18 protein-coding genes are annotated in these 21445 nt (G+C 68.5%); 12 read left to right on the forward strand and 6 right to left on the reverse strand.

What is annotated here, in order from left to right; all coding sequences use genetic code 11:
- Window positions 1–24 precede the first annotated feature (24 nt).
- The 5 genes from AB4851_RS23225 to AB4851_RS23245 form a co-directional block, all read right to left on the reverse strand.
- Window positions 25–750, reverse strand: coding sequence for a class I SAM-dependent methyltransferase (locus AB4851_RS23225; RefSeq protein WP_414451631.1), 726 nt, complete (start codon window positions 748–750; stop codon window positions 25–27).
- A 44-nt stretch (window positions 751–794) separates the two neighbouring features.
- On the reverse strand, window positions 795–1592 hold the full coding sequence (locus tag AB4851_RS23230) for a phytanoyl-CoA dioxygenase family protein (protein WP_414451632.1): 798 nt from the start codon (window positions 1590–1592) through the stop codon (window positions 795–797).
- Window positions 1593–1617: 25 nt separating this feature from the next.
- Window positions 1618–1875 (reverse strand): hypothetical protein, encoded by a 258-nt coding sequence (locus AB4851_RS23235; protein WP_414451633.1) that lies wholly within the window; start codon window positions 1873–1875, stop codon window positions 1618–1620.
- A 207-nt stretch (window positions 1876–2082) separates the two neighbouring features.
- Window positions 2083–3405, reverse strand: coding sequence for a TIGR00366 family protein (locus AB4851_RS23240; RefSeq protein ID WP_414451634.1), 1323 nt, complete (start codon window positions 3403–3405; stop codon window positions 2083–2085).
- A 655-nt stretch (window positions 3406–4060) separates the two neighbouring features.
- Window positions 4061–5137 carry an NAD(P)H-dependent flavin oxidoreductase gene (locus AB4851_RS23245; RefSeq protein WP_414451635.1) on the reverse strand — a complete coding sequence of 359 codons (1077 nt, stop codon included), beginning with the start codon at window positions 5135–5137 and terminating at the stop codon, window positions 4061–4063.
- 304 nt (window positions 5138–5441) lie between these two features.
- Here AB4851_RS23245 and AB4851_RS23250 point away from each other — a divergent pair, with 304 nt between their 5' ends.
- The 11 genes from AB4851_RS23250 to AB4851_RS23300 all read left to right on the forward strand — a co-directional run bounded on the left by AB4851_RS23250 (window position 5442) and on the right by AB4851_RS23300 (window position 18561).
- Complete coding sequence (locus tag AB4851_RS23250; protein ID WP_414442233.1) at window positions 5442–6470, forward strand: porin; 1029 nt, start codon at window positions 5442–5444, stop codon at window positions 6468–6470.
- Window positions 6471–6629: 159 nt separating this feature from the next.
- Window positions 6630–7358, forward strand: a complete 729-nt coding sequence (locus AB4851_RS23255; RefSeq protein WP_414451636.1) for a GntR family transcriptional regulator — start codon at window positions 6630–6632, stop codon at window positions 7356–7358.
- Entirely contained in the window at window positions 7358–8434 is a 1077-nt protein-coding gene (locus AB4851_RS23260; RefSeq protein ID WP_414451637.1) for an ADP-ribosylglycohydrolase family protein, read from the forward strand. The genes AB4851_RS23255 and AB4851_RS23260 overlap by 1 nt, the downstream gene beginning before the upstream one ends.
- Before the next feature lie 76 nt (window positions 8435–8510).
- Window positions 8511–9959, forward strand: coding sequence for a purine-cytosine permease family protein (locus tag AB4851_RS23265; protein ID WP_414451638.1), 1449 nt, complete (start codon window positions 8511–8513; stop codon window positions 9957–9959).
- Entirely contained in the window at window positions 9956–10894 is a 939-nt protein-coding gene (locus tag AB4851_RS23270) for a PfkB family carbohydrate kinase (protein WP_414451639.1), read from the forward strand. Before AB4851_RS23265 ends, AB4851_RS23270 begins: the two co-directional genes overlap by 4 nt.
- Before the next feature lie 393 nt (window positions 10895–11287).
- The gene (locus AB4851_RS23275; RefSeq protein ID WP_414451640.1) at window positions 11288–11638 is read left to right on the forward strand and encodes a hypothetical protein; all 351 of its coding nucleotides are present in this window, start codon (window positions 11288–11290) and stop codon (window positions 11636–11638) included.
- A 230-nt stretch (window positions 11639–11868) separates the two neighbouring features.
- Window positions 11869–13854 (forward strand): extracellular solute-binding protein, encoded by a 1986-nt coding sequence (locus AB4851_RS23280; RefSeq protein WP_414451641.1) that lies wholly within the window; start codon window positions 11869–11871, stop codon window positions 13852–13854.
- Window positions 13855–13962: 108 nt separating this feature from the next.
- Window positions 13963–15003, forward strand: a complete 1041-nt coding sequence (locus AB4851_RS23285) for a microcin C ABC transporter permease YejB (protein WP_414451642.1) — start codon at window positions 13963–13965, stop codon at window positions 15001–15003.
- Between the two features lies 1 nt (window position 15004).
- Window positions 15005–16102 carry an ABC transporter permease gene (locus AB4851_RS23290; RefSeq protein ID WP_414451643.1) on the forward strand — a complete coding sequence of 366 codons (1098 nt, stop codon included), beginning with the start codon at window positions 15005–15007 and terminating at the stop codon, window positions 16100–16102.
- Window positions 16099–17748, forward strand: a complete 1650-nt coding sequence (locus AB4851_RS23295; protein ID WP_414451644.1) for an ABC transporter ATP-binding protein — start codon at window positions 16099–16101, stop codon at window positions 17746–17748. Before AB4851_RS23290 ends, AB4851_RS23295 begins: the two co-directional genes overlap by 4 nt.
- 114 nt (window positions 17749–17862) lie before the next feature.
- Window positions 17863–18561, forward strand: a complete 699-nt coding sequence (locus AB4851_RS23300; RefSeq protein WP_414451645.1) for a C40 family peptidase — start codon at window positions 17863–17865, stop codon at window positions 18559–18561.
- Window positions 18562–18691: 130 nt separating this feature from the next.
- Here AB4851_RS23300 and AB4851_RS23305 read toward each other — a convergent pair whose 3' ends face one another.
- Window positions 18692–19624, reverse strand: coding sequence for a patatin-like phospholipase family protein (locus AB4851_RS23305; RefSeq protein WP_414451646.1), 933 nt, complete (start codon window positions 19622–19624; stop codon window positions 18692–18694).
- A 373-nt stretch (window positions 19625–19997) separates the two neighbouring features.
- Here AB4851_RS23305 and gltX point away from each other — a divergent pair, with 373 nt between their 5' ends.
- Complete coding sequence (gene gltX / locus AB4851_RS23310) at window positions 19998–21398, forward strand: glutamate--tRNA ligase (RefSeq protein ID WP_414451647.1); 1401 nt, start codon at window positions 19998–20000, stop codon at window positions 21396–21398.
- Window positions 21399–21445 lie beyond the last annotated feature (47 nt).

Consider the following 21445-nt stretch of genomic DNA (forward strand, 5'->3'; position numbering starts at 1 on the left):
CGTTGCGGGCGGGGCGCTTGCTTGTCACGAGGCGGCTTGGGGCGGGACCTGGCGTTCCGGCACCGCGACATCGCGCAGATGGAACACGATCATGGTGTTCTCGACGTGATACAGCGGCATGTCGTGGGCGAGGTCGTCGAGGTACTGCGTCAGTTCGGGGAACTGACGATTGCCGTAATCGTGCCAGGCGATGCAGGCCCGGCCTTCGGGCGCCAGCATCACGAGGGCGTTCTCGGTGTCCTTGCGGACGTAGTTGACTTCGTGATTGGCGTCGATGAAGACGTACTGGAACTGTTCCGCGTACGGCGCCGGATCGAGCTTCATCGAATCCTGGAACACCTGCTTGACGAGATGGCGGTTCGACGATTTCAGATACTTGCGCTCGAAGCCGAGCGCTTCGTTGGCGAGATGGCGATCGTCGCCCTGGAACGCCACGTCGTCGAGATCGGGCAGGTCGAGCGTGTAGATGCGTTCGCCCTGCGCGTCGTGCGGCGTCAGGTTCTCGGCCAGCAGCCGGGTAGTGTAGCCCTTGTAGGTGCCGAATTCGAACAGCCGGGCCGGTTCCACCACGCGCATCAGCTTGAGCAGCACGATCGATTCGAGCGACGTCAGCGAGCCGGCGCCTTGCGCGGGCGGCATGAAGAAGCGGATCTCCTCCGGATGGTCGTCGGGAATCGACAGCAGTTGCGTCGGGCGGATATGGATCATTCCCGAAGGGCCTGATTGCGTGGCGTTGGATTGGATTGTCATCGGTTCTTTCGGATGGTGGTCGAGTCGGGGTGCCCGGCGTGCGCTCAGCCCGCGTTGCGTTCTTTCTCGTACTTGATCAGCTTGTGGATACGTGAATTCTTGAAGTACCGGATATGGTTCTGGTGCGAATAGAAGATGTCGGTCTGCCATTCGCCGCACAGCAGGTCGATGCCGGTCGGATCGTCGGCCGGTTGCACGATCGTGTCGGCGAGGATCCGGTCGACGCCCGAGGTGTTCGGGCTGGACTCGTGCCACACCGAGCTGTTCATCACGACGAAATCGCCGGGCGCCAGTTCGGGCGTGATTTTCGGCCATTGGATGTCGAACGCGTCGGGGTCGATCTCGCCGGCGTCGCCGAGCACGCCGAGCCGGTGCGAGCCGGGGTAGAAGCTCATCGCGCCGTTGGCCTCGTTGACCTCGCTCAGTGCCACGAACAGGCTGCACTTGTTCAGGTTGCCGAGGTGGTAGCAGCTGTCCTGGTGCAGGAACACGCTGGCCGGGCTGAACTGATCCTTGATCACGAAGCGATGGTTGTAGAGCGCCACGTGCGGCCCGAAGATCTGCTTGACCGTGTCGGCGAACACCGGCTCGCGGTACATGTGGGCGAGTGCGTCGGGCAAGTCCTCGGTCAGCGACACGGGGTTGCGGCGGCTCACGTCGCGCCCTTCGCGCAGCCGGGCGTCGTAGAACTCGCGCCAGGCGGCCTGCCAGTCGCGCATCACGTCGGCCGGGATCGCATTGCGCATCACGAACACGCCGGTTTCCGCGAATACGGCGGGGTCGAACCTGTCGGACGAGAGCTTCTCGACCGCGCGCGCGAGGGAGTCAAGCGTGCTGGGCATGGTGGCGGCACATAGTTATCGATCGTCAAATTATGGTGGGCGCCGGCTCGCGGCCAAGCCGCGAGATGACGGCAAAAGCGCCGTCAATTTGTTTGATGGCGAGGCGGCGGGCGACCGGGTCGGGTGCGGCGGAGCGCAAATGGGGCGGGAAGGGGAGAAAGCGGCCGGGGCGGGGAATGCCGGCGGCAAATTGCCGACGAGCGCCGACAAGAGCCGGCGTCAAGCTGTCGAATCTGCCGAAAGCACCGAAAGCACCGAAAGCACCGAAAGCACCGGCAAGCACCGGCAAGCACCGGCAAGCACCGGCAAACGGCCGGCAGGCAGCCGACAAGCGACAAAGCAACTGGAGGCGTGGGCGTTGCCGATGCGGTGCCTCGGTGCCTCGGCGCCTGCCCGACCGGCGAGCCCGCCGGTCGGTTCGGATCAATTCATCGGGCCGGGCGAGGCGATCGCCTCTGTCGCTCAGGACATCGCCCGGCCCGGCGGCCACTCAGAACAGATAAATCCCCGCAATGAACACCGCGCCCGAAAACAGCAGCGCCGTCACGCAATAGCCCATGATGTCGCGCACGCCGAGCCCGGCGATCGCGAGCGCCGGCAGCGCCCAGAACGGCTGCGCCATGTTGGTCCAGGCCTCGCCGTAGGCGATCGCCATCGCCGACTTGCCGAGATCGGCGCCGAGCGCCTGCGCGGCCGGCATCACGAACGGCCCCTGCACGACCCAGTGGCCGCCGCCCGACGGCACCGCGAAATTGATCACGGCCGAGCTCAGGAACGCCAGCAGCGGGAAGGTGTGGACGTTGGCGATGTCGACGAACCACTTGGTGATCACGCCGGCCAGCCCCGAATGATCCATCAGCGCCTGGATGCCGGCGTAGAACGGGAACTGGATCATGATCGCGCCGGCGCCGCGCGCGGCCGCGCCGATCGCGCGGGCATAGGCCATCGGCGTCTTGTGCAGCACGAGGCCCGCGGCCAGGAACACCAGGTTGACGGTGTCGATGTCGAGCATGAAGCCTTTGGCGCGGGTGCGGATCACCAGGAACACCACGCACAGCGCCGCCACCAGCAGCGACAGCAGGCGGCTTTCCTCCATCCGCTCGGCCCAGCTCGCGCCCGGCCCGAGCTTGCGCTCGAAGCTCGGCTCTTCCTCGAGCAGCTTCGGATCGATCGACACCACCTCATGCGGCTTCGGCATCATCATCCGCGCCAGGAACGGCAGCAGCACGATCAGGCCGATCGTGATGAATGCGTTGTAGCCGGTGAAGATGGTCTGCGAGACGGGGATCAGGCCGATCACCTTCTCCATCGGATTGCCCTTGGTGGCCGCCACCAGCGGCACCGAGCCGGACAGGCCGCCGTGCCAGGTCAGGAAGCCCATGTAGGCGGAGGCGACCAGCAGCCGGTAGTCGGAGCCGCGCACGCGCCGCGCGACCTCGCGCGCCAGCATCGCGCCGAGCACCAGGCCGAAGCCCCAGTTGATCGCGCAGGCCACCGACGCCACGAAGGCCACCAGCATCACGCCGCCGGCCGGGGTTTTCGGGGTGCTGGCGAGCGCCACCAGCAGGCGCTTGACCGGCCCGGAGCTGGCCAGCGCGTGGCCGGTCACGAGGATCAGCGCCATCTGCATGGTGAAGGCCAGCAGGTTCCAGAAGCCGCTGCCCCACAGCAGCACGAGCTCGGCGGGCGGCTTGGGCGTCAGCGAGAACGCCAGCACGAACGTGACGACGGTCAGGAAGATCGCGAAGATCAGCGGGTCGGGCAGGACCCGATGGACGATTTGCGTGAAAAAACGGGAAATGCGAGAGATCACCGGGTCTCCTCCGTGATGGCGGTTTGTTCTGGACGGGATGCGTAGTCGGGCGCGCGGCTTCAGGCGGGCGCCTGGAGCCGGGGTACACGGGCGCGCACAAGACTAATGGTCAGACGTGTCAACAACAATACGTAAAGTTGCATAAGCGGTAACCCTCGCTGCCGCGCGTGCGGTTCGTGGCGGGCAGCGGGAGCGGCGCTGGTGCGCGGGAGAGGAAAGGGAAGGCCGCTGAGGTGGCTTCGTGCACGCCGCGTCGCGAACCGGCCGGGCGCGGACCTGCTGTTACGCCAGCTTCGGCCAGCGGACGCATGAACGTGGCGGCGGGAATGCCGGCCCCGCACCGGCTTCGGCCGGGGCCACGGCCGTTTCCTGGGCTACCGCATGCACGAATGTGGCAGCCCGAATGACGGCCTCGCGTCAGTTTCAGCCGGGGCCACGGCCGTTTCCTGGGCTACCGCATGCACGAACGTGGCAGCCCGAATGCCGGCCTCGCGCCAGTTTCAGCCGGGGACCACGGCCGTTTCCTGGGCTACCGAATGCACGAACATGGCAGCCCGAATGCCGGCCCCGCGCCGGTTTCAGCCGGGGCCACGGCCGTTTCCTCGGCCACCACGCGCACGAGCCAGCAGCCCGAATGCCGGCCCCCACGCCGGCTTCAGCCGAGCGCCACCGCCGTTTCCTCGGCCAGCGCCTGCACGAGCGCAGCGGCCGGAATGCCGGCCTCGCGCCGCCGGCTCAGGCCGGCCGCCTGACCGGCCCACAGCGACAGGAATTCGGGCCGATCGGCCGCGCCGGCCGCCTTGCGGATCTCGGTCGTCAGCGCGTTCTGCACCGGGTAAGCCGGCACTTCCACTTCGTATTCGGCCATGCGCAGCATGAATTCGTTGACGATGCCGCGCGCCGGGCGACCCGAGAAGGTGCGCGTGGTGCGGGTGGACGTGTCGGTCGATTCGCGGATCCGCTCGCGCCAGCCGGCATGGATCGGCGATTCGGCGCTGGTCAGGAACGCGGTGCCGAGCTGGGCGGCCTGCGCGCCTAGCACCAGCGCGGCGGCGACGCCCCGGCCGTCCATGATGCCGCCCGCCGCGATCACGGGCAGCCGCACCGCGTCGGCGATTTGCGGCACCAGCGCGAGCGTGCCGATCATGCTGGCGTCGGGATGGCCGAGGAAGGTGCCGCGATGGCCGCCGGCCTCGGCGCCCTGCGCGCAGATCGCATCGGCGCCGTTGGCTTCCCAGGCGCGCGCCTCGGCCACATTGGTGGCCGTGCCGATCACGAAGCTGCCCGCCGCGTGCAGCCGCTCGACCGAGGCCGCGTCGAGCAGGCCGAACGTGAAGCTGGCCACCGGCACCTTCAAGTCGATCAGCGCTTCCAATTGTTCACGGAAATCCTCGCTGTAGCGGGCCGGCGGCTGCATCGGCGCGAGGCCGAGCTCGTCGCGAAACGGCTGCAATTGCGCGAGCGCGCGCTGCACGGCGGCTTCGGTGGGCGCGGGCGTATCGAGCACGAACAGGTTGACCGCGAACGGTTTCGCGGTGCCGGCGCGGATCGTCGCGACCTGCTGGCGCAGCGCATCGGGCGAAAACCCGGCCGCGCCGATCGAGCCCAGGCCGCCCGCGTTGGAGACGGCCACCACCATGCCCGGCGGCGAACCGCCGTTCATCGGGCCTTGCACGATCGGCAACTCGATGCCGAGCTGGCGGGTCAGGGCAGTGGAAAGCGAACGTGGCATGGCGAGTCCTCTGAATGGGTTGGGGAAGGCGATATCGGAAATAACAGGTAAATGATATGCATCTTATCAGGCCGCCAGGTATGAAAGATCGAGATACCGGTTGCCTCCTGGGCAGATGACTGCGTACCACGTTCCGATCTCCCGCCATCGTCTCTGCGCCTCGCGCACCACAGGTTTTCCCCTATCGATTCGCGCTTGACTTGTTCAAATTGGAACCTTAATTTTGCGCCTGTTCCTACATGTTCTTTTTATGGGAACAGGCCAGTCGCTTCGGCGACCGCTTTCAACCGACCGGGATTCCACGATGTCCTTCCGTCTGTCGCGCCTCGCGTTCGCGCTCGCCCTCGGCGTGCTGCCGCTCGTCGCCCATGCCGATTCGAGCAGCGTCACGCTGTACGGCATCGTCGACGAGTTCTTCCAGTACGTGAACACGGGCAGCGGCTATACGGCCGCGATCGGCTCGTCGGGGCAGTGGGCGAGCCGGATCGGCCTGCGCGGCCATGAGGATCTCGGTGGCGGCAACTACGTCGGCTTCGATCTGCAGAACGGCTTCAACCCGAACGACGGCAGCTTCGCGTCGGCCGGCTCGATGTTCAACCGGCAGGCCTGGGTGGGCCTCGGCGGCGACTGGGGCGAACTGCGCGTCGGCCGCCAGAATTCGCCGCTGTTCAACGATCAGGGCGGGCTCGACGCGTTCGGCGCGGCCACCCAGGCCTCCGGTTTCAGCAACATGGAAACCTATGCGGTGCGCACCAGCAATACGGTGTCCTATACGTCGCCGCTGCTGTCGGGCCTGCAATTCAGCGTGTACGTGGGCTTCGGCGACGCGGGCGGTTTGCGCTCGGGCGGCGCCAGCTATCAGGCCGACGTAACCTACACGCACGGCGCGTTTGCCGCGATCGCGGCGGCGCAGGCCGTGCGCAGCGCCGACAACGGCACGCTCGACCGCACGGCCGAAGCCGGCGCGTCGTATCAGCTCGGCAAGACCACCGTGTATGTGGGCTGGGCCGGCGCGAAGTGGGCCGACATCGGCCTCGACGCGAACATCTACGGCGTGTCGGCGCTGTACCAGGTGACGGGCGCGCAAGCCGTCTCGCTCGGCGGCACCTACCTGCACGACGAAACGGGCCAGGGCGCGAACGCCAGGCAGATCGCCGCGCTCTACACCTACACGATGTCGAAGCGCACCACGCTGTACGGCACGCTGTCGTTCCTGCAGAACCGCGGCAACGCGTCGTACCGGCTGGCCGGTTCGGCCAACGCGGGCTTGCCGCTGGCCTATCCGGGCGCCGATGCGCGCGGCGTGCAGCTCGGCATCGTCCACCGTTTCTGAACGCGCCACGCCTGCCCCATCGCCATGTCCGCCCGCCGATCCGCCTCGCGCCGCCGTCCGCGATCAAACCTGTGCATACTTGTACCTTTTGCGACGCGATCCGCGCCGCCGGGTATGAGCCGGTGCGCGGGCGCGGCGCGTGCTGACAGGAGACTGAAGATGGTGCGTAACTCGGCCAAGGCGTCCGACGTCGGGCGTTCCAAGGCACACAAGGTCGCGGCGGCGCTCGAACGCGACATCCTGAGCGGGCGGCTGCCGTACGGCCAGCAACTCGAAAGCGAGAGCGAACTGGTCGAGCGCTTCGCGGTGAGCCGCAACACCGTGCGCAAGGGCCTCGACCTGCTGACCACCAGCGGGCTGATCACGCGGCGCGGCGGCATCGGCTCGTTCGTGACGTTCCACGGGCAGACCATCGACGGCTCGCTCGGCTGGACCACGGCGCTGGAGCAGGCCGGCGGCAGCGCGCAAACCCGGCTGCTGCAGATCGCGATCATCGAGGACGAGGCGCTGGCCGCCGAACTCGGGCTCGCGCAGCCGCGCTTCGTGGCGATCGACCGGATGCGCGTGACCGGCGAGCCGGCCACGCATATTTCGCTGGAGCGCAGCCGCTTGCCGTTCTCCGACGATCTCGCCGCGCTGCCGCTCGAAGGGCTGGTGGGCGGCTCGCTGAACCGCACGCTGGCCGAGCACGGCATGGTGGCCGATCACGGCGAGCAATGGGCCGAGGTGGTCGGCCTGGCGGCGGACGACGCGAAGCTGCTCAAGCGCCGCGCCGGCACGCCGTTTCTGCGCTCGCGGCGGCTCACGCGCGATCGCGACGACCGGATCATCGAGTACGTCGTCAGCCTGCTCGACCCGGCCCACTTTGCACTTCACCTGGAATTCTGATGTCGATCTCCCGTACCGATGCTGCTCCCGCCGCACCCGCTGCCGCACCCGCCGATTCGAACCATGCGGCCCGGCTCGACCGCGCGCGCGGCGCGTTCTACGGCCTTGCGCTCGGCGATGCGTTCGGGATGCCGACCCAGGCGCTGAGCCGCGAGACGATCCGCGCGCGCTTCGGCCGCATCACGCAGTTGACGGAGGCCGGCCCCGATCAGCCGATCGCGCCGAACATGCCGGCCGGCGCGATCACCGATGACACCGAACAGGCCGTGCTGGTCGCGCAGTTGCTGGTGGACGGGCGGGGCGCGATCGCGCCGCTCGAATTCGCGCGGCGGCTGATCGCCTGGGAAGCCGACATGAAGGCGCGCGGCTCGCTCGACCTGCTCGGGCCGTCGACGCGGCGTGCCACGCAGGCGATCGTCGATGGCGAGGACGTGGCGCTCGCGGGCCGCTTCGGCACCACCAATGGCGCCGCGATGCGGGTCACGCCGGTCGGCATCGCCACGCCGCTCGACGACGCGCAGGCGTTCGTTGACGCGGTGCTCGCGTCGTGCCTCGTCACGCATCACACCACGCTCGGCGTGGCGAGCGCGGCGGCGGTGGCGGCGGCCGTGTCGGCCGGCATCGCCGGCGCGACGCTGGCCGAGGCGCTGGAGGCCGGCGCGCGCTTCGCCGAGCTGGGCGAGACGCGCGGCTACTGGGTGGCCGGCGCGCGCATCGGCGCACGCCTTCGCTGGGTGGCCGAGGCCGGCGCGGCGCTGACCGGCGCGCCGCTGGCGGACTGGCTCTACGAGGTGGTCGGCACCTCGGTGGCCTCGCAGGAATCGGTGGTCGCGGCGTTTGCGCTCGCGCACGACGCGGCGCGCCACGGCACCGGCATCGAGGCGGCGCTCGCCACGGCGGCCAGCCTCGGCGGCGACACCGACACGATCGGCGCGATGCTCGGCGCGATGCTCGGCGCCTGCGCCGGCTACGACGCGCTGCCGGCCGAGGCAGTGGCGACGATGCGGCGCGTGAGCGCGCTCGATCTCGATGCCCTGTGCCTGCAATTGCTGACGCTGCGCGCCGCGCGCGGCTGATACGGCTGATTCACGCGGCCGCGCCGGCCTTGCCCGGCCGCGGCGCACCTCATGACCCGACCCAGGAGATCGACAGATGGCTTCGTCCCGCAAACCCGCGTCCGCCGGCAAGATCGAAGCGCGCGGCATCGAACCCGTGCCCGACGAGGAATGTCGCGGCCATCCGCTGCAATTGTTCTGGGTCTGGTTCGCCGCCAACATCAGCATCCTCGGGCTGCCGCTCGGTGCGACGCTGGTGGCGTTCCAGCATCTCGCGATCTGGCAGGCGATCCTGGTGGCGGTGATCGGCGCGGCGGGCTCGTTCGCGCTGGTCGGGGTGATCTCGATCGCCGGCAGGCGCGGCCATGCGCCGAGCCTGACGCTGTCGCGCGCGGTGTTCGGCGTGCGCGGCAACATCGGGCCGACCATCGTCTCGCTGCTGTCGCGGCTCGGCTGGGAAACCGTCAACACCACCACCGGCGCCTACGTGCTGCTGTCGCTGTGCTCGATCCTGTTCGGCTCGTCGGCCGACGCCAAGGCCGAGCCGGTGCTGACGCTGGTGTTCATCGCGATCTTCGTGGCCGCCACGCTGGTGGTGTCGGGCCTTGGCCATGCCACCTTGCTGGTGATCCAGAAGTGGTCGACATGGGTGTTCGGCGCGCTGAACCTGATCGTGGCCGGCTTCCTCGCGCAGTCGATCGACTGGCACGCCGTGTTCGCGGCCGCGCCGGCGCCGGCCAGCGCGGTGATCATCGGCATCGGCACGATCGCGGCCGGCACCGGGATCGGCTGGGCCAACGCGGGCGCCGACATGTCGCGCTACCAGGCGCGCGACGTGAAGGGCGGCGCGCTGGTGGCATCGGCCGCGTTCGGCGCGGGCATTCCGCTGGTGCTGCTGGTCACGCTCGGCGCGCTGCTGTCGGTCGGCAACGACACGCTGGCCTCGGCCACCGATCCGATCGCGGCGATCCGCGATCTGCTGCCGCACTGGATGGCGATTCCGTATCTGATCGCCGCGTTCGGCGGGCTGCTGCTGTCGAACTATCTGTCGGTGTACTCGGCCGGCCTGACCACGCTGACGCTCGGCCTCAAGGTCAAGCGCGTGCAGGCGGTGGTGGTGGACATCGTGGTGATCTCGACCGGCTCGGTCTACTTCATGCTGATCGAGGGCAGCTTCTACGGCCCGTTCATCGGTTTCATCTCGCTGCTCGCGGTGCCGATCACGGCGTGGGTGGGGATCTTCATCGTCGATCTGGCCAGCCGCGACGGCTACCGGGCCGATGCGCTGCTCGACGTCAGCCCGGCCAGCGCCTACTGGTATCGCGGCGGCATCGAATGGCGCGCGTTCGGCGCGTGGGCGATCGCGATCGTGCTCGGCGCCTGCTTCCTGTCGATCGGCGAGCATGGTTTCCACGGGCCGTTCGCCGGCAGTTGGCTCGGCCGCAACGGGCTCGGCTGGGTCGTCACGTTCGTGGTGGGCGGCGGGCTGTACGCGCTGCTCGGCGGCGCGCGTCGCACGCGCGGCCTGCAGGAGCGCACGACATGACGGCCGTGGTGCCCCGCTTGATTCATACGGGACAGGTGCTGGTCGACCTGATCATGCGCGTGGGCGCGTTGCCGGCGCCGGGCGGCGACGTGCTGGCCTCCGAGGCGCGCTTCGAGGTGGGCGGCGGCTTCAACGTGCTGGCCGCCGCGCGGCGCAGCGGCATGGCCTGCGTCTATGCGGGCGGCCACGGCACCGGGCGCTTCGGCGAGCTGGCGCGACAGGCGCTGGCCGCCGAGGGCGTCGAGCTGGCCGCGCCGCGTGTGGCGGATCGCGATACGGGCGTATGCGTCGCGATCGTCGAGGCCACCGCCGAGCGCACGTTCGTCACGCATCTCGGTGCGGAGGCGGTGCTCGAACGCGCGGTGCTCGATGCGCTGGCGGTCACGCCGCACGACGTGGTGTACGTGTCGGGCTACGCGCTGTGCCTGCCCGACAAGGGCGAGGTGCTGGCGGGCTGGCTCGAAGCGCTCGACGACGCAGTGCCGGTTGCGTTCGATCCGGGGCCGCTGGTCGATACGATCGACGCCGCGCTGCTTGCGCGCGTGATGCGGCGCACGCGGATCTGGACGGGCAACCGCGAGGAGGCGCAGCGCCACACCGGCTGCGCGACGGCCGAGGCGGCGCTGGCCGCGATTGCCGCGAACCTGCGCGACGACGCGCTGACGCTGGTGCGCGATGCCGGGCACGGCTGCCTTGTCGCATCGGGCGGCGCGGTGACGCGCGTGGCCGCGTTCGAGGTGGCGGCGGTGGACAGCAACGGCGCCGGCGATGCGCATACGGGCGTGCTGCTGGCGTCGCTCGCGCAGGGCCATGCACCGCTCGCCGCGGCACGTCGCGCGAACGCCGCCGCCGCGCTGGCCGTCACGCGCTTCGGGCCGGCCACGGCGCCGCTTGCCGCCGAGATCGATGCGCTGGTGAACGCGCGCAGCGCATAAGCGCAACGCGCAACGAGAGACGGGCGCTGCCGTTGCCCGATCGCGCCGCCGCGCGCCATGCCGCGTCGTCGCGCCATATCGCGCGCTATCACTACCCGCGCCGTGCGTCCCGATTCGGTGCCGCTGCGTCGCATTCATTTGCCGCCGGGCCGCATCGCAACGCAGCTTCCCGACGCGGTTTCACGAAGCGCCGCTACAATACGCGCGCCGCGTTCGGCCCATGCCCCACCGTCTCCGCATCGTCGTTGCCATTGCGCCGTCAAATGTAACAAGACGTTAGCGATGCATCGATCATGCGATTCCGCGCATCAGTTCTTACAAAGTGGAAATATGCGGACGCGGGCTGAGTCGTTATAGTCAAACCACTCAATGAAACCACCGGAAGGGGACTCCATGAAAAGCTTGCGTGTTGCTTCGCTCGTGACCGGTCTGGCCGCACTGTGCGTATCGGGCGCCGCAATGGCGGGCGTCAGTGTCGGTATCAACCTCGGCGCGCCGATGTATGCGCCCGCACCCGTTTATGCACCGCCGCCGCCCGCGTACTATCAACCGGCGCCGGTCTATGCGCCGCCGCCGGCCATCATCATCGGCTGGCATGGCGATCGTTATTGGGATGGCCGCCGCTACTGGGGCCGTCAGGAATGGAACCGTCATCACGGCGGCTGGCATGGCGGCGGCGGCCCCGGCTGGCACGGCGGTGGTGGCGGCTGGCACGGCGGCGGCCACGACGGCTGGCGCCGTTAAACCCGGCAGGGTGGGTTGCCTCGACGGCCGCCTCACCCGCCAGGCCTGAAGGCGGGTTGCACGATCCGCCGCGCCTGATCAAAAAACCGCCCGCAACCGCCCGCATGCCGGGCGGTTTTTCTTTGGGCGCGCGCCGGGCGCCCGCGCCGCGCGCGCGAATGCGCCCCCTCGCCGGAACGGACTCGGTAGAATGCGCGACACAGCCACCGATCCACGAGCGATTCCGCCTCATGCCGATTTCGTCGTTCCGGACCGCCGCGTCCCGCCGTGTCGCACCTGCCGCCGTGGCGCTTGCCACGCTGTTCGATGTCGCCAAGGCCCGCGCCGCGATGGCCCGATCGGCGGTGTCCGATGCCGTGACGGGCAACGCAGTCCGCCACGTTGCCCCGCGCCGTGCGGCCTGGCTGCTCGCGCTGGCCGCCTGCGCCGCGCAGCCCGCGTATGCCGTCTACGCGATCGCGCAATACGGCGAGCCGAAATATCCGGCCGGTTTCAAGCACTTCGACTACGTGAACCCCGATGCGCCGAAGGGCGGCACGCTGGTGCTCGCGAATCCGAGCCGGCTCACGACCTTCGACAAGTTCAACCCGTTCACGCTGCGCGGCAACCCGGCGCCGGGCATCGGCATGCTGTTCGAGAGCCTGACCACCGGCAGCGCCGACGAACCGGCCAGCGCCTACGGCCTGCTGGCCGACGACATCGCGATCGCGCCGGACCGGATGTCGGTGACGTTCCACATCAACCCGCGCGCGCGTTTCTCGAACGGTGATCGGGTCACGGCCGCCGACGTGAAGTATTCGTTCGACACGCTGAAGAGCCCGAAGGCCGCGCCGCAATACGCGGCCTATTTCTCCGACATTTCGCAGGCGGTGGCGGTGGATGCGGCCACGGTCCGCTTCGAGTTCAAGCGCGCGAACCGCGAGTTGCCGCTGATTGCCGGCGCGATTCCGGTGTTCTCTCGCAAGTGGGGGAGCAAGCCGGACGGCTCGCAGGTGGCGTTCGACCAGCTCGCGTTCGAGACGCCGATCGGCAGTGGCCCCTACCTGATCGACCACTACGACAGCGGCCGCACCATCGACTACCGGCGCGATCCGAACTACTGGGGCGCCGGCCTGCCGGTGCGGGTGGGCACCAACAACTTCGCGCACATCGTCTACAAGCTGTACGGCGACGGCGTCGCGCGCCTCGAAGCGTTCAAGGCCGGCGAATACGACGCGATGGTGGAATACATCGCGCGCAACTGGGTGCGGCGCGACATCGGCAAGCGCTTCGACAGCGGCGAGCTGGTCAAGCGCGAATTCCGCCAGCATAACGGCGCGGGCATGCAGGGCTTCTTCATGAACCTGCGCCGGCCGCTGTTCCAGGACGTGCGCGTACGCGAGGCGCTCGACCTCGCGTTCGATTTCGAATGGCTGAACCGGCAACTGTTCTTCGGCGGCTACACGCGCCTGAACAGCTATTTCGCCGATACCGAACTGCAGGCCACCGGCACGCCGGGCGAGGGCGAACTGGCGATCCTCGAACCGCTGCGCAAGCAGCTCGATCCGGCCGTGTTCGGGCCGATGCCCGAGCAGCCGTCCACCGCTGCGCCCGGCTCGCTGCGCGCGAATCTGCTGAAGGCCCGCGCGCTGCTGGCCGACGCCGGCTGGACCTACCGCGACGGCGCGCTGCGCAACGCGGAAGGGGAGCCGTTCCGCTTCGAGATCCTCGACGATTCGGGCGGTGCGATGGCGCCGGTGGTCACCGCCTATCAGCGCAATCTCGCCAAGCTCGGCATCGAGGCGAGCTTCCGCGCGGCCGATTTCGCGCTGCTGCAAAAACGGCTCGACGCGTTCGACTACGACATGACCACCGTGCGCTACCCCGGCGTGCAGGTGCCGGGCAGCGAGCAGGTCGCGCGCTTCGCGAGCCGTTATGCCGATCAGCCCGGCTCGGACAACATGATCGGGCTGAAATCGCCGGGCGTCGACGCGATCCTCGGCTCGCTGGTGCAGGCGCAGACGCGTGAGCAACTGCTCGACGCCACCCACGCGCTCGACCGCGTGCTGATGCACGGCTATTACGCGATCCCGCAGTGGTACAGCACCGTGCATCGGATTGCCTACAAGCGCACGCTGGCCTATCCGGCGAGCTTGCCGCTGTACTATTCCGCCGAGGACTGGATCGCGTCGATGTGGTGGGCCACGCCCGCCCACGGCCAGCCGTCCGGCGACTGAGCGATGGCCGTGACCGCTTTGCCTTGCCCCGTCGTTGTCTCGTTCCCTGGGCGGCCCGCGTGGCCGTCGTCCCGCTAACCCTGCGTCAACCGCGCCCCGATCTCGCCTATGTGGAGCTACATCCTCAAACGCCTGCTGCTGATGATTCCGACCTTGCTCGGCGTGCTGACCATCACGTTCGCGGTGATCCAGTTCGTGCCGGGCGGCCCGGTCGAACAGGCGGCGCAGGAGCTGCGCAAGGGCGCGGAGCAGGGCCATGCGCCGTTCGGCCTGCGCGGCTACTCGGGCGTCGATCCGCAGCAGCTCGCGCAACTGAAGGTGCTGTACGGCTTCGACAAGCCGCCGCTCGAACGCTACGGCTTGATGCTCGAACGCTTCGCGCATTTCGATCTCGGCCAGAGCTATTTCCATCACCAGAGCGTGGCGTCGCTGGTGGTGTCGAAGCTGCCGGTGTCGATCAGCATCGGCCTGTGGACCTTCCTGCTCAGTTATCTGATTTCGGTGCCGCTCGGCATCGCCAAGGCGGTGCGCAACGGCACGCCGTTCGACGTGGCGTCGAGCCTCGTGGTGCTGACCGGCTTCGCGATTCCGGGTTTCGTGCTCGGCGTGCTGCTGCTGGTGCTGTTCGCGGGCGGCTCGTTCTGGCAGTGGTTCCCGCTGCGCGGCCTGACCTCGGACAACTTCGCGCAACTGAGCGTGGGCGGCAAGATCCTCGATTACGTCTGGCACCTGGTGCTGCCGATCGCGGCCTCGGTGGTGGGCAGCTTCGCCACCATCACGATGCTGACCAAGAACGCGTTCCTCGACGAGATCCGCAAGCAGTACGTGCTGACCGCGCGCGCCAAGGGCCTCGGCGAGCGGCGCGTGCTGTGGAAGCACGTGTTCCGCAACGCGCTGGTGCCGCTGATCGTGGGCTTTCCGGCGGCGTTCGTCGGCGCGTTCTTCTCGGGCAGCCTGCTGATCGAGACGCTGTTCTCGCTCGACGGGCTCGGCCTGCTGTCCTACGAATCGATGATCCGCCGCGATTACCCGGTGGTGCTCGGCACGCTGTACGTGTTCACGCTGATCGGCCTCGTGACCAAGCTGATTTCCGACCTCTGCTATGTGTGGGTCGACCCGCGCATCCAATTCGACCGACTGGAGTCATGACGTGAGCCGAGCCGCCGTCTCCCCCCGGATCGACGCGGCGCGCGCGCGCGTCTCGCCGTCGCCCGCCCGCCGCGTCTGGCGGCGTTTCCGCAGCCAGCGCCTCGGCTACTGGAGCCTCGTGATCTTCGTGGTGGCGTTCGCCGCCAGCCTCGCCGCGCCGCTCTGGTCGAACGACCGGCCGCTGGTGGTGCGCTACGACGGGCATTACTACTTCCCGATCGTCAAGGATTACGCCGAAACCACCTTCGGTGGCGATTTCCCGACGCCGGCCGATTATCTCGATCCATACGTGCGCCGGAAGCTCGACGCACCCGGCAACTTCGTGATCTATCCGCCGAACCGCTATTCGTACACCACGCTGAACTACTTCTCGGCGCTGCCGAACCCGGCGCCGCCGTCGCGCGACAACTGGCTCGGCACCGATGCGCAGGGCCGCGACCTGTTCGCGCGGCTGGTGTACGGGTTTCGCGTGTCGGTCGAATTCGGGCTGGTGGTCACGCTGATCGGCACCTTGCTCGGCATCGCGGCCGGCGCGGTGCAGGGCTTTTACGGCGGGCGCATCGACATCGTCGGCCAGCGCCTGATCGAGATCTGGGGGGCCATGCCCGAGCTGTACCTGCTGTTCATCTTCGCGTCGATCTTCGAGCCGAGCTTCCTGCTGCTGATCGTGCTGGCGTCGGTGTTCGGCTGGATCGGGCTGTCCGACTACGTGCGCGCCGAATTCCTGCGCAACCGCACCCAGGATTACGTGCGCGCGGCGCGCGCGATGGGCCTGTCGAACTGGCAGATCGTCTGGCGGCACGTGCTGCCGAACAGCCTCACGCCGGTCATCACGTTCCTGCCGTTCCGCATGAGCGGCTCGATCATCGCGCTGACCAGCCTCGACTTTCTCGGCCTCGGCGTGCCGCCGCCCACCCCGAGCCTCGGCGAGCTGCTGGCGCAGGGCAAGGCCAACCTCGACGCCTGGTGGATCTCGCTCGCCACGTTCGTGGTGCTGGTGCTGACGCTGCTGCTGCTGACCTTCATGGGCGACGCGCTGCGCAACGCGCTCGATTCGCGGATCGCCGACACCTCGCGTGCGGCGGGAGGTGCGCGATGACGACGGCGCCCATGCAGGGGCAGGTTCAAGCGCCCGCCGCCGAGCCGCTGCTGTCGATCGACGACCTGCGCGTGAGCTTCGGCGAGACGGCCGCCGTCGATGGCGTGTCGCTCGCGGTCGGCCGCGGCGAGCGCGTCGCGCTGGTCGGCGAATCGGGTTCGGGCAAGAGCGTCACGGCGCTGGCGATCCTGCGGCTGCTGCGCGACGCCGAGGTGACGGGCCGCATCCGTTTCGACGGGCGCGATCTGGCCACGGCGGGCGAGCGCGCGATGCGCGGCCTGCGCGGCTCGGAGATCGCGATGATCTTCCAGGAGCCGATGACGGCGCTCAATCCGCTCTACACGGTGGGCGACCAGATCATGGAAACCATCGTGCTGCACGACGGCGTGTCGAAGCGCGAGGCACGCGCCCGCGCGATCGCGCTGCTCGGGCGCACCGGCATCGCCGAGCCGGAACGCCGCGTCGACAGCTATCCGCATCAGTTGTCGGGCGGCCAGCGCCAGCGCGCGATGATCGCCATGGCGCTGGCCTGCCGGCCGCGCCTGCTGCTGGCCGACGAGCCCACCACCGCGCTCGACGTGACGATCCGCGCGCAGATCGTCGAGCTGCTGCTCGACCTGCAACGCGACGCCGAACTGACGCGCGGCATGGCGATCCTGCTGATCACGCACGACCTGAACCTGGTGCGGCGCTTCGCGCAGCGCGTGGCGGTGATGGAGAAGGGCAGGCTGGTCGAGCAGGGCGAGGTCGAGCGGATTTTCGCCGACCCGGAGCATCCGTACACGCGCAAGCTGCTGAACAGCCGGCCGCGGCGCACAGTGGCGCCGGTGCTGCCGATCGCGCCGGTGGTGCTCGACGCGCAGGCCGTGACGGTGCGTTACCGGCAGAAGCTGCCCGGCATCGGCGGCTGGTTTCGCAGCGGCAGCTTTACGGCGGTCGACGGCGTGAGCGTGTCGGTGCGGCAGGGCGAGACGCTCGGGGTGGTCGGCGAGTCGGGGTCCGGCAAATCGACGCTGGCGATGGCGCTGCTCGGCCTGCAGCCGATCGCGGGCGGCGCGATCGAGTTCGACGGCCGGCCGCTGGCCGACTGGCGCGGCGCCGACGCCCGCCGGTTGCGCGCGCGCATGCAGGTGGTCTTTCAGGACCCGTTCGGCTCGCTGTCGCCGCGTCACACGATCGAGCGCATCGTCGGCGAGGGCCTGGCGCTGCATCGCCCCGAGCTGTCCGAGGCGGCGCGGCGCGACCGCGTGGTGGCCGTGCTGCGCGAGGTGGGCCTCGACCGCACGCTGCTGCACCGCTATCCGCACGAATTCTCGGGTGGCCAGCGCCAGCGCATCGCGATCGCCCGCGCGCTGGTGCTTGAGCCGCGCGTGCTGGTGCTCGACGAGCCCACCAGCGCGCTCGACGTGTCGATCCAGCAGCAGGTGCTGAAGCTGCTGGCCGGCCTCCAGCAGAAATACAACCTCGGCTACGTTTTCATCAGCCACGACCTCGAGGTGATCGGGGCGATGGCGCACCGCGTGGCGGTGATGCAGGACGGCGTGATCGTCGAAACCGGCGAAGTCGGAAAAATCTTCACGAAACCGTCACATGCTTATACGCGAAAGCTGTTGGAAGCCGTTGATTTGACTGGGTTGCCCCAATGATGTGCAGATTGTGATTGATTTTTTCAATTCGTTTTGACAAACAAATACCGTCTAGCTAGTATCGACCGAAATTTCCGCCAATCAGCTGATTTTTAAGCACAAAATTACCGACTGATGCAGCATCGATCTCTTACTCAAGCCTGCAAGCGCGCCGTCGCTGGGCTAGTCGTCGGCGTTCTGGTTTCGGCATCTTCCGGCGCGTTCGCCGACGATACCGTCCGTTTAAGCCAGGATGTCACGCTCACGAACCCGTCGGGTTCGTCTTCCGTCTCCCAAAACACCCCCGCCACGCAAGCTGCCGCCTCGTCGAGCACGAGCAGCGCGAAGTCGTTCCTGTCCGGCATGGCCGGCAAGGCCGGCGACGTGGTGGTGGGCGCGCTGAACATGATCGGCGTGCGTTACCGCTGGGGCGGCAATTCGCCGGATTCGGGCCTTGATTGCAGCGGCTTCGTGCGCTACGTGTTCCAGGACACGCTCGGCATGTCGCTGCCGCGCCGCGCCGAGGAAATGAGCCGCGTCGGCGAAAAGGTTCGCGTCAGCGAACTGAAGCCGGGCGATCTCGTGTTCTTCAACACGATGCGTCGTGCGGCCTCGCACGTCGGCATCTATATCGGCGACAACAAGTTCGTGCATTCGCCGTCCACCGGCAGCACGATCCGTGTCGACGACATGGAGAACAGCTACTGGGTGAAGCGTTTCGACGGCGCGCGCCGGATCGAATCGCAGTTCGACGGCAAGCCCGACGACCTGCGTCAGCGCGTGAGCGCGACGCTCGGCGTCAGCGGCTCGGATTTCAACACGGGCAACCAATAAGGCACAGGGTCGCGCGGGAGGTTTTCAGTCGACCTCCCGATCGTCCCGGCCAGTCGTTCCGAGTTCAGGATCGGTTCCGAATCACCCCCGGCCTCCGCAAGGAGCCCGGGGGTTTGGTGCTTTGGCGTGCTCAAGCCGTCGCGCGCGCTTGAGCGGCGGCCAGCTTGCTCTTCAACTCGGGCATGATCTTCGCGGCGGCTTCCTCGCCGGCCAGGATCGCGGCGTTGCGCTGCGTGAAATCGCTGGCGCTCATCGCGGCCAGGTTCGGGCGGATCACCACGTCGGCGTATTTGTCGAGTTCGTAGGCCTTGATGGTCTGGCCCATGATCGTGAAGGTCTGCAGCAGCAATTCGATCGGGTTGCCGGTGGCCGCGCCTTCGGGGCGGGCCGAGATGTCGACCGCGATCACGAAATCGGCGCCCATCTTGTGCGCGAACGAGGCCGGCACCGGGCTGACGAGGCCGCCGTCCACGTATTCGCGCGAGCCGATCTTCACCGGCTCGAACACCGACGGCACGCTGCTCGAGGCGCGCACCGCCAGGCCGGCATTGCCGCGCTGGAACAGGATCGGCTGGCCGCTTTGCAGGTCGGTCGCGACAATGCCGAGCGGCTTGGCCATCTTCTCGATCGGCCGGTTGTTCAGCGTCTTGTTGATGTAGTTCTGCAGCGCCACGCCCATCAGCAGGCCGCGCGAGCGCCACGGCAGCGCCCAGTCGCTGATCGAGGCTTCGTCCATGGTCAGCGCCAGCTTGTTGATGTCGAAGGCGTTCATGCCCGACGCGTAGAGCGCGCCCACCACCGAGCCGGCGCTGGTGCCGGCCACCATGTCGATCGGAATGCTGTGTGCTTCCAGGCCCTTGAGCACACCGATGTGCGCGAAGCCGCGCGCCGCGCCGCCGCCGAGCGCGACGGCCACCTTGAGCGGGCGGCGCTGCGTCGCGGCGACCGGCGGCGGGGTGTTGCCGTTGTCGGACTTGCCGCCGAACGAGGTGCAGGCGGTCAGCGAGGCGGACATCGCGGCCAGCGAGAACTGGCGGCGGGACAGGCGAGGGGACGACGACATCGGCGGATTCTCCGGCTAGAACGGTGGCGCAGGCAAGGCGCGGGCAGGCGGACACACGGCGAGGCGGCCGCGCCTTGATGGCGCCCGGGCGGGCCTCGCGCGCGGCGGACCCGCCGCGGCGCGCACATCATAAATCAAGCGGCAGGGCGTGGGCGGGAACCGGCGAAGGGCGAGGGCGGCTGCGCGCGCCGGTTCGGCCCGGCCGTTCGGTCTGGTCCGCCAGCCCTTCGAAGCCGGCGCGCGGCGGGTATAATTCCGGATCGTTTTTATTTCGTTCCGGCGCCGGCTGCGCCCGCGCGCATGGCGCGCACCGTGCGCCGTCGCCGCGTCGTTTGTCATCCGAGCCGCGCAAGCGGCCATCGAGTTTCCGCCCATGACCCGTCCTGTCCGTACCCGTTTCGCGCCCAGCCCGACCGGCTTCATCCACCTCGGCAACATCCGCTCCGCGCTCTATCCGTGGGCGTTCGCCCGCAGCACGCAGGGCGTGTTCGTGCTGCGCGTCGAGGACACCGATGTCGAGCGTTCGTCGGAAGCCTCGGTGGACGCGATCCTCGAAGGCATGAAGTGGCTCGATCTCGATTTCGACGAAGGCCCGTTCTACCAGATGCAGCGCATGGACCGTTACCGCGAGGTGCTCGCGCAGATGGTCGAAAAGGGGCTCGTCTATCCGTGCTACATGTCGAGCGAGGAACTGGACGCGCTGCGCGAACGCCAGCGCGAGGCCGGCGAAAAGCCGCGCTACGACGGCACCTGGCGCCCGGAGCCGGGCAAGGTGCTGCCCGAGCCGCCGGCCGGCGTGCGGCCGGTGCTGCGTTTCCGCAACCCGCTGACCGGCTCGGTGGTGTGGGACGACGCGGTGAAGGGCACGATCGAAATCTCGAACGAGGAACTCGACGACCTCGTGATCGCGCGCCCCGACGGCACGCCGACCTACAACTTCTGTGTTGTCGTCGACGATCTCGACATGCAGATCACGCACGTGATTCGCGGTGACGATCACGTCAACAACACCCCGCGCCAGATCAATATCCTGCGCGCGCTCGGCGGCCAGGAGCCGGTCTACGCCCACTTGCCCACCGTGCTGAACGAGCAGGGCGAAAAGATGAGCAAGCGGCACGGCGCGATGAGCGTGATGGGCTACCGCGACGCAGGCTATCTGCCGGAAGCCGTGCTCAACTACCTGGCGCGCCTCGGCTGGTCGCACGGCGACGCGGAAATCTTCTCGCGCGAACAGTTCGTGTCGTGGTTCGACCTCGCGCACCTCGGCAAGTCGCCGGCGCAGTACGACCAGGCCAAGCTCGACTGGCTCAACAATCACTACATCAAGGAAGCGGACAACGCGCGCCTGGCCGAGCTGGCCAAGCCGTTCTTCGCGGCGCTCGGCATTGACGAGCCCACGCTCGAAAACGGCGCGGCGCTGCCGGCCGTGATCGGCCTGATGAAGGATCGCGCCTCGACCATCAAGGAAATCGTCGAGGGCGCCGCGATGTTCTACCGCGTGCCGGCACCCGATGCGGAAGAACTCGCGCAGCGCGTGACCGATGCCGTGAAGCCCGCGCTGGCCGATCTCGCCACTGCGTTGAAAACGGCCGAGTGGACCAAGGAAGGCATCGCCGCGGCGCTGAAAGGCGCGCTGGCCGCGCACGGCCTGAAGATGCCGCAACTCGCGATGCCGGTGCGCTTGCTGGTGGTCGGCACCACGCACACGCCGTCGATCGATGCGGTGCTGGCGTTGCTGGATCGCGATGCCGTCGTGTCGCGTCTCGCGGCGTGAGGTGAGGGCGGTTTCGGAGGCCGTCCGCCTGCGCTTGAGGCGGGCGG

Origin of the sequence: Burkholderia sp. 22PA0099, assembly GCF_047497165.1 — a bacterium.
Classification (GTDB): Bacteria; Pseudomonadota; Gammaproteobacteria; order Burkholderiales; family Burkholderiaceae; genus Burkholderia.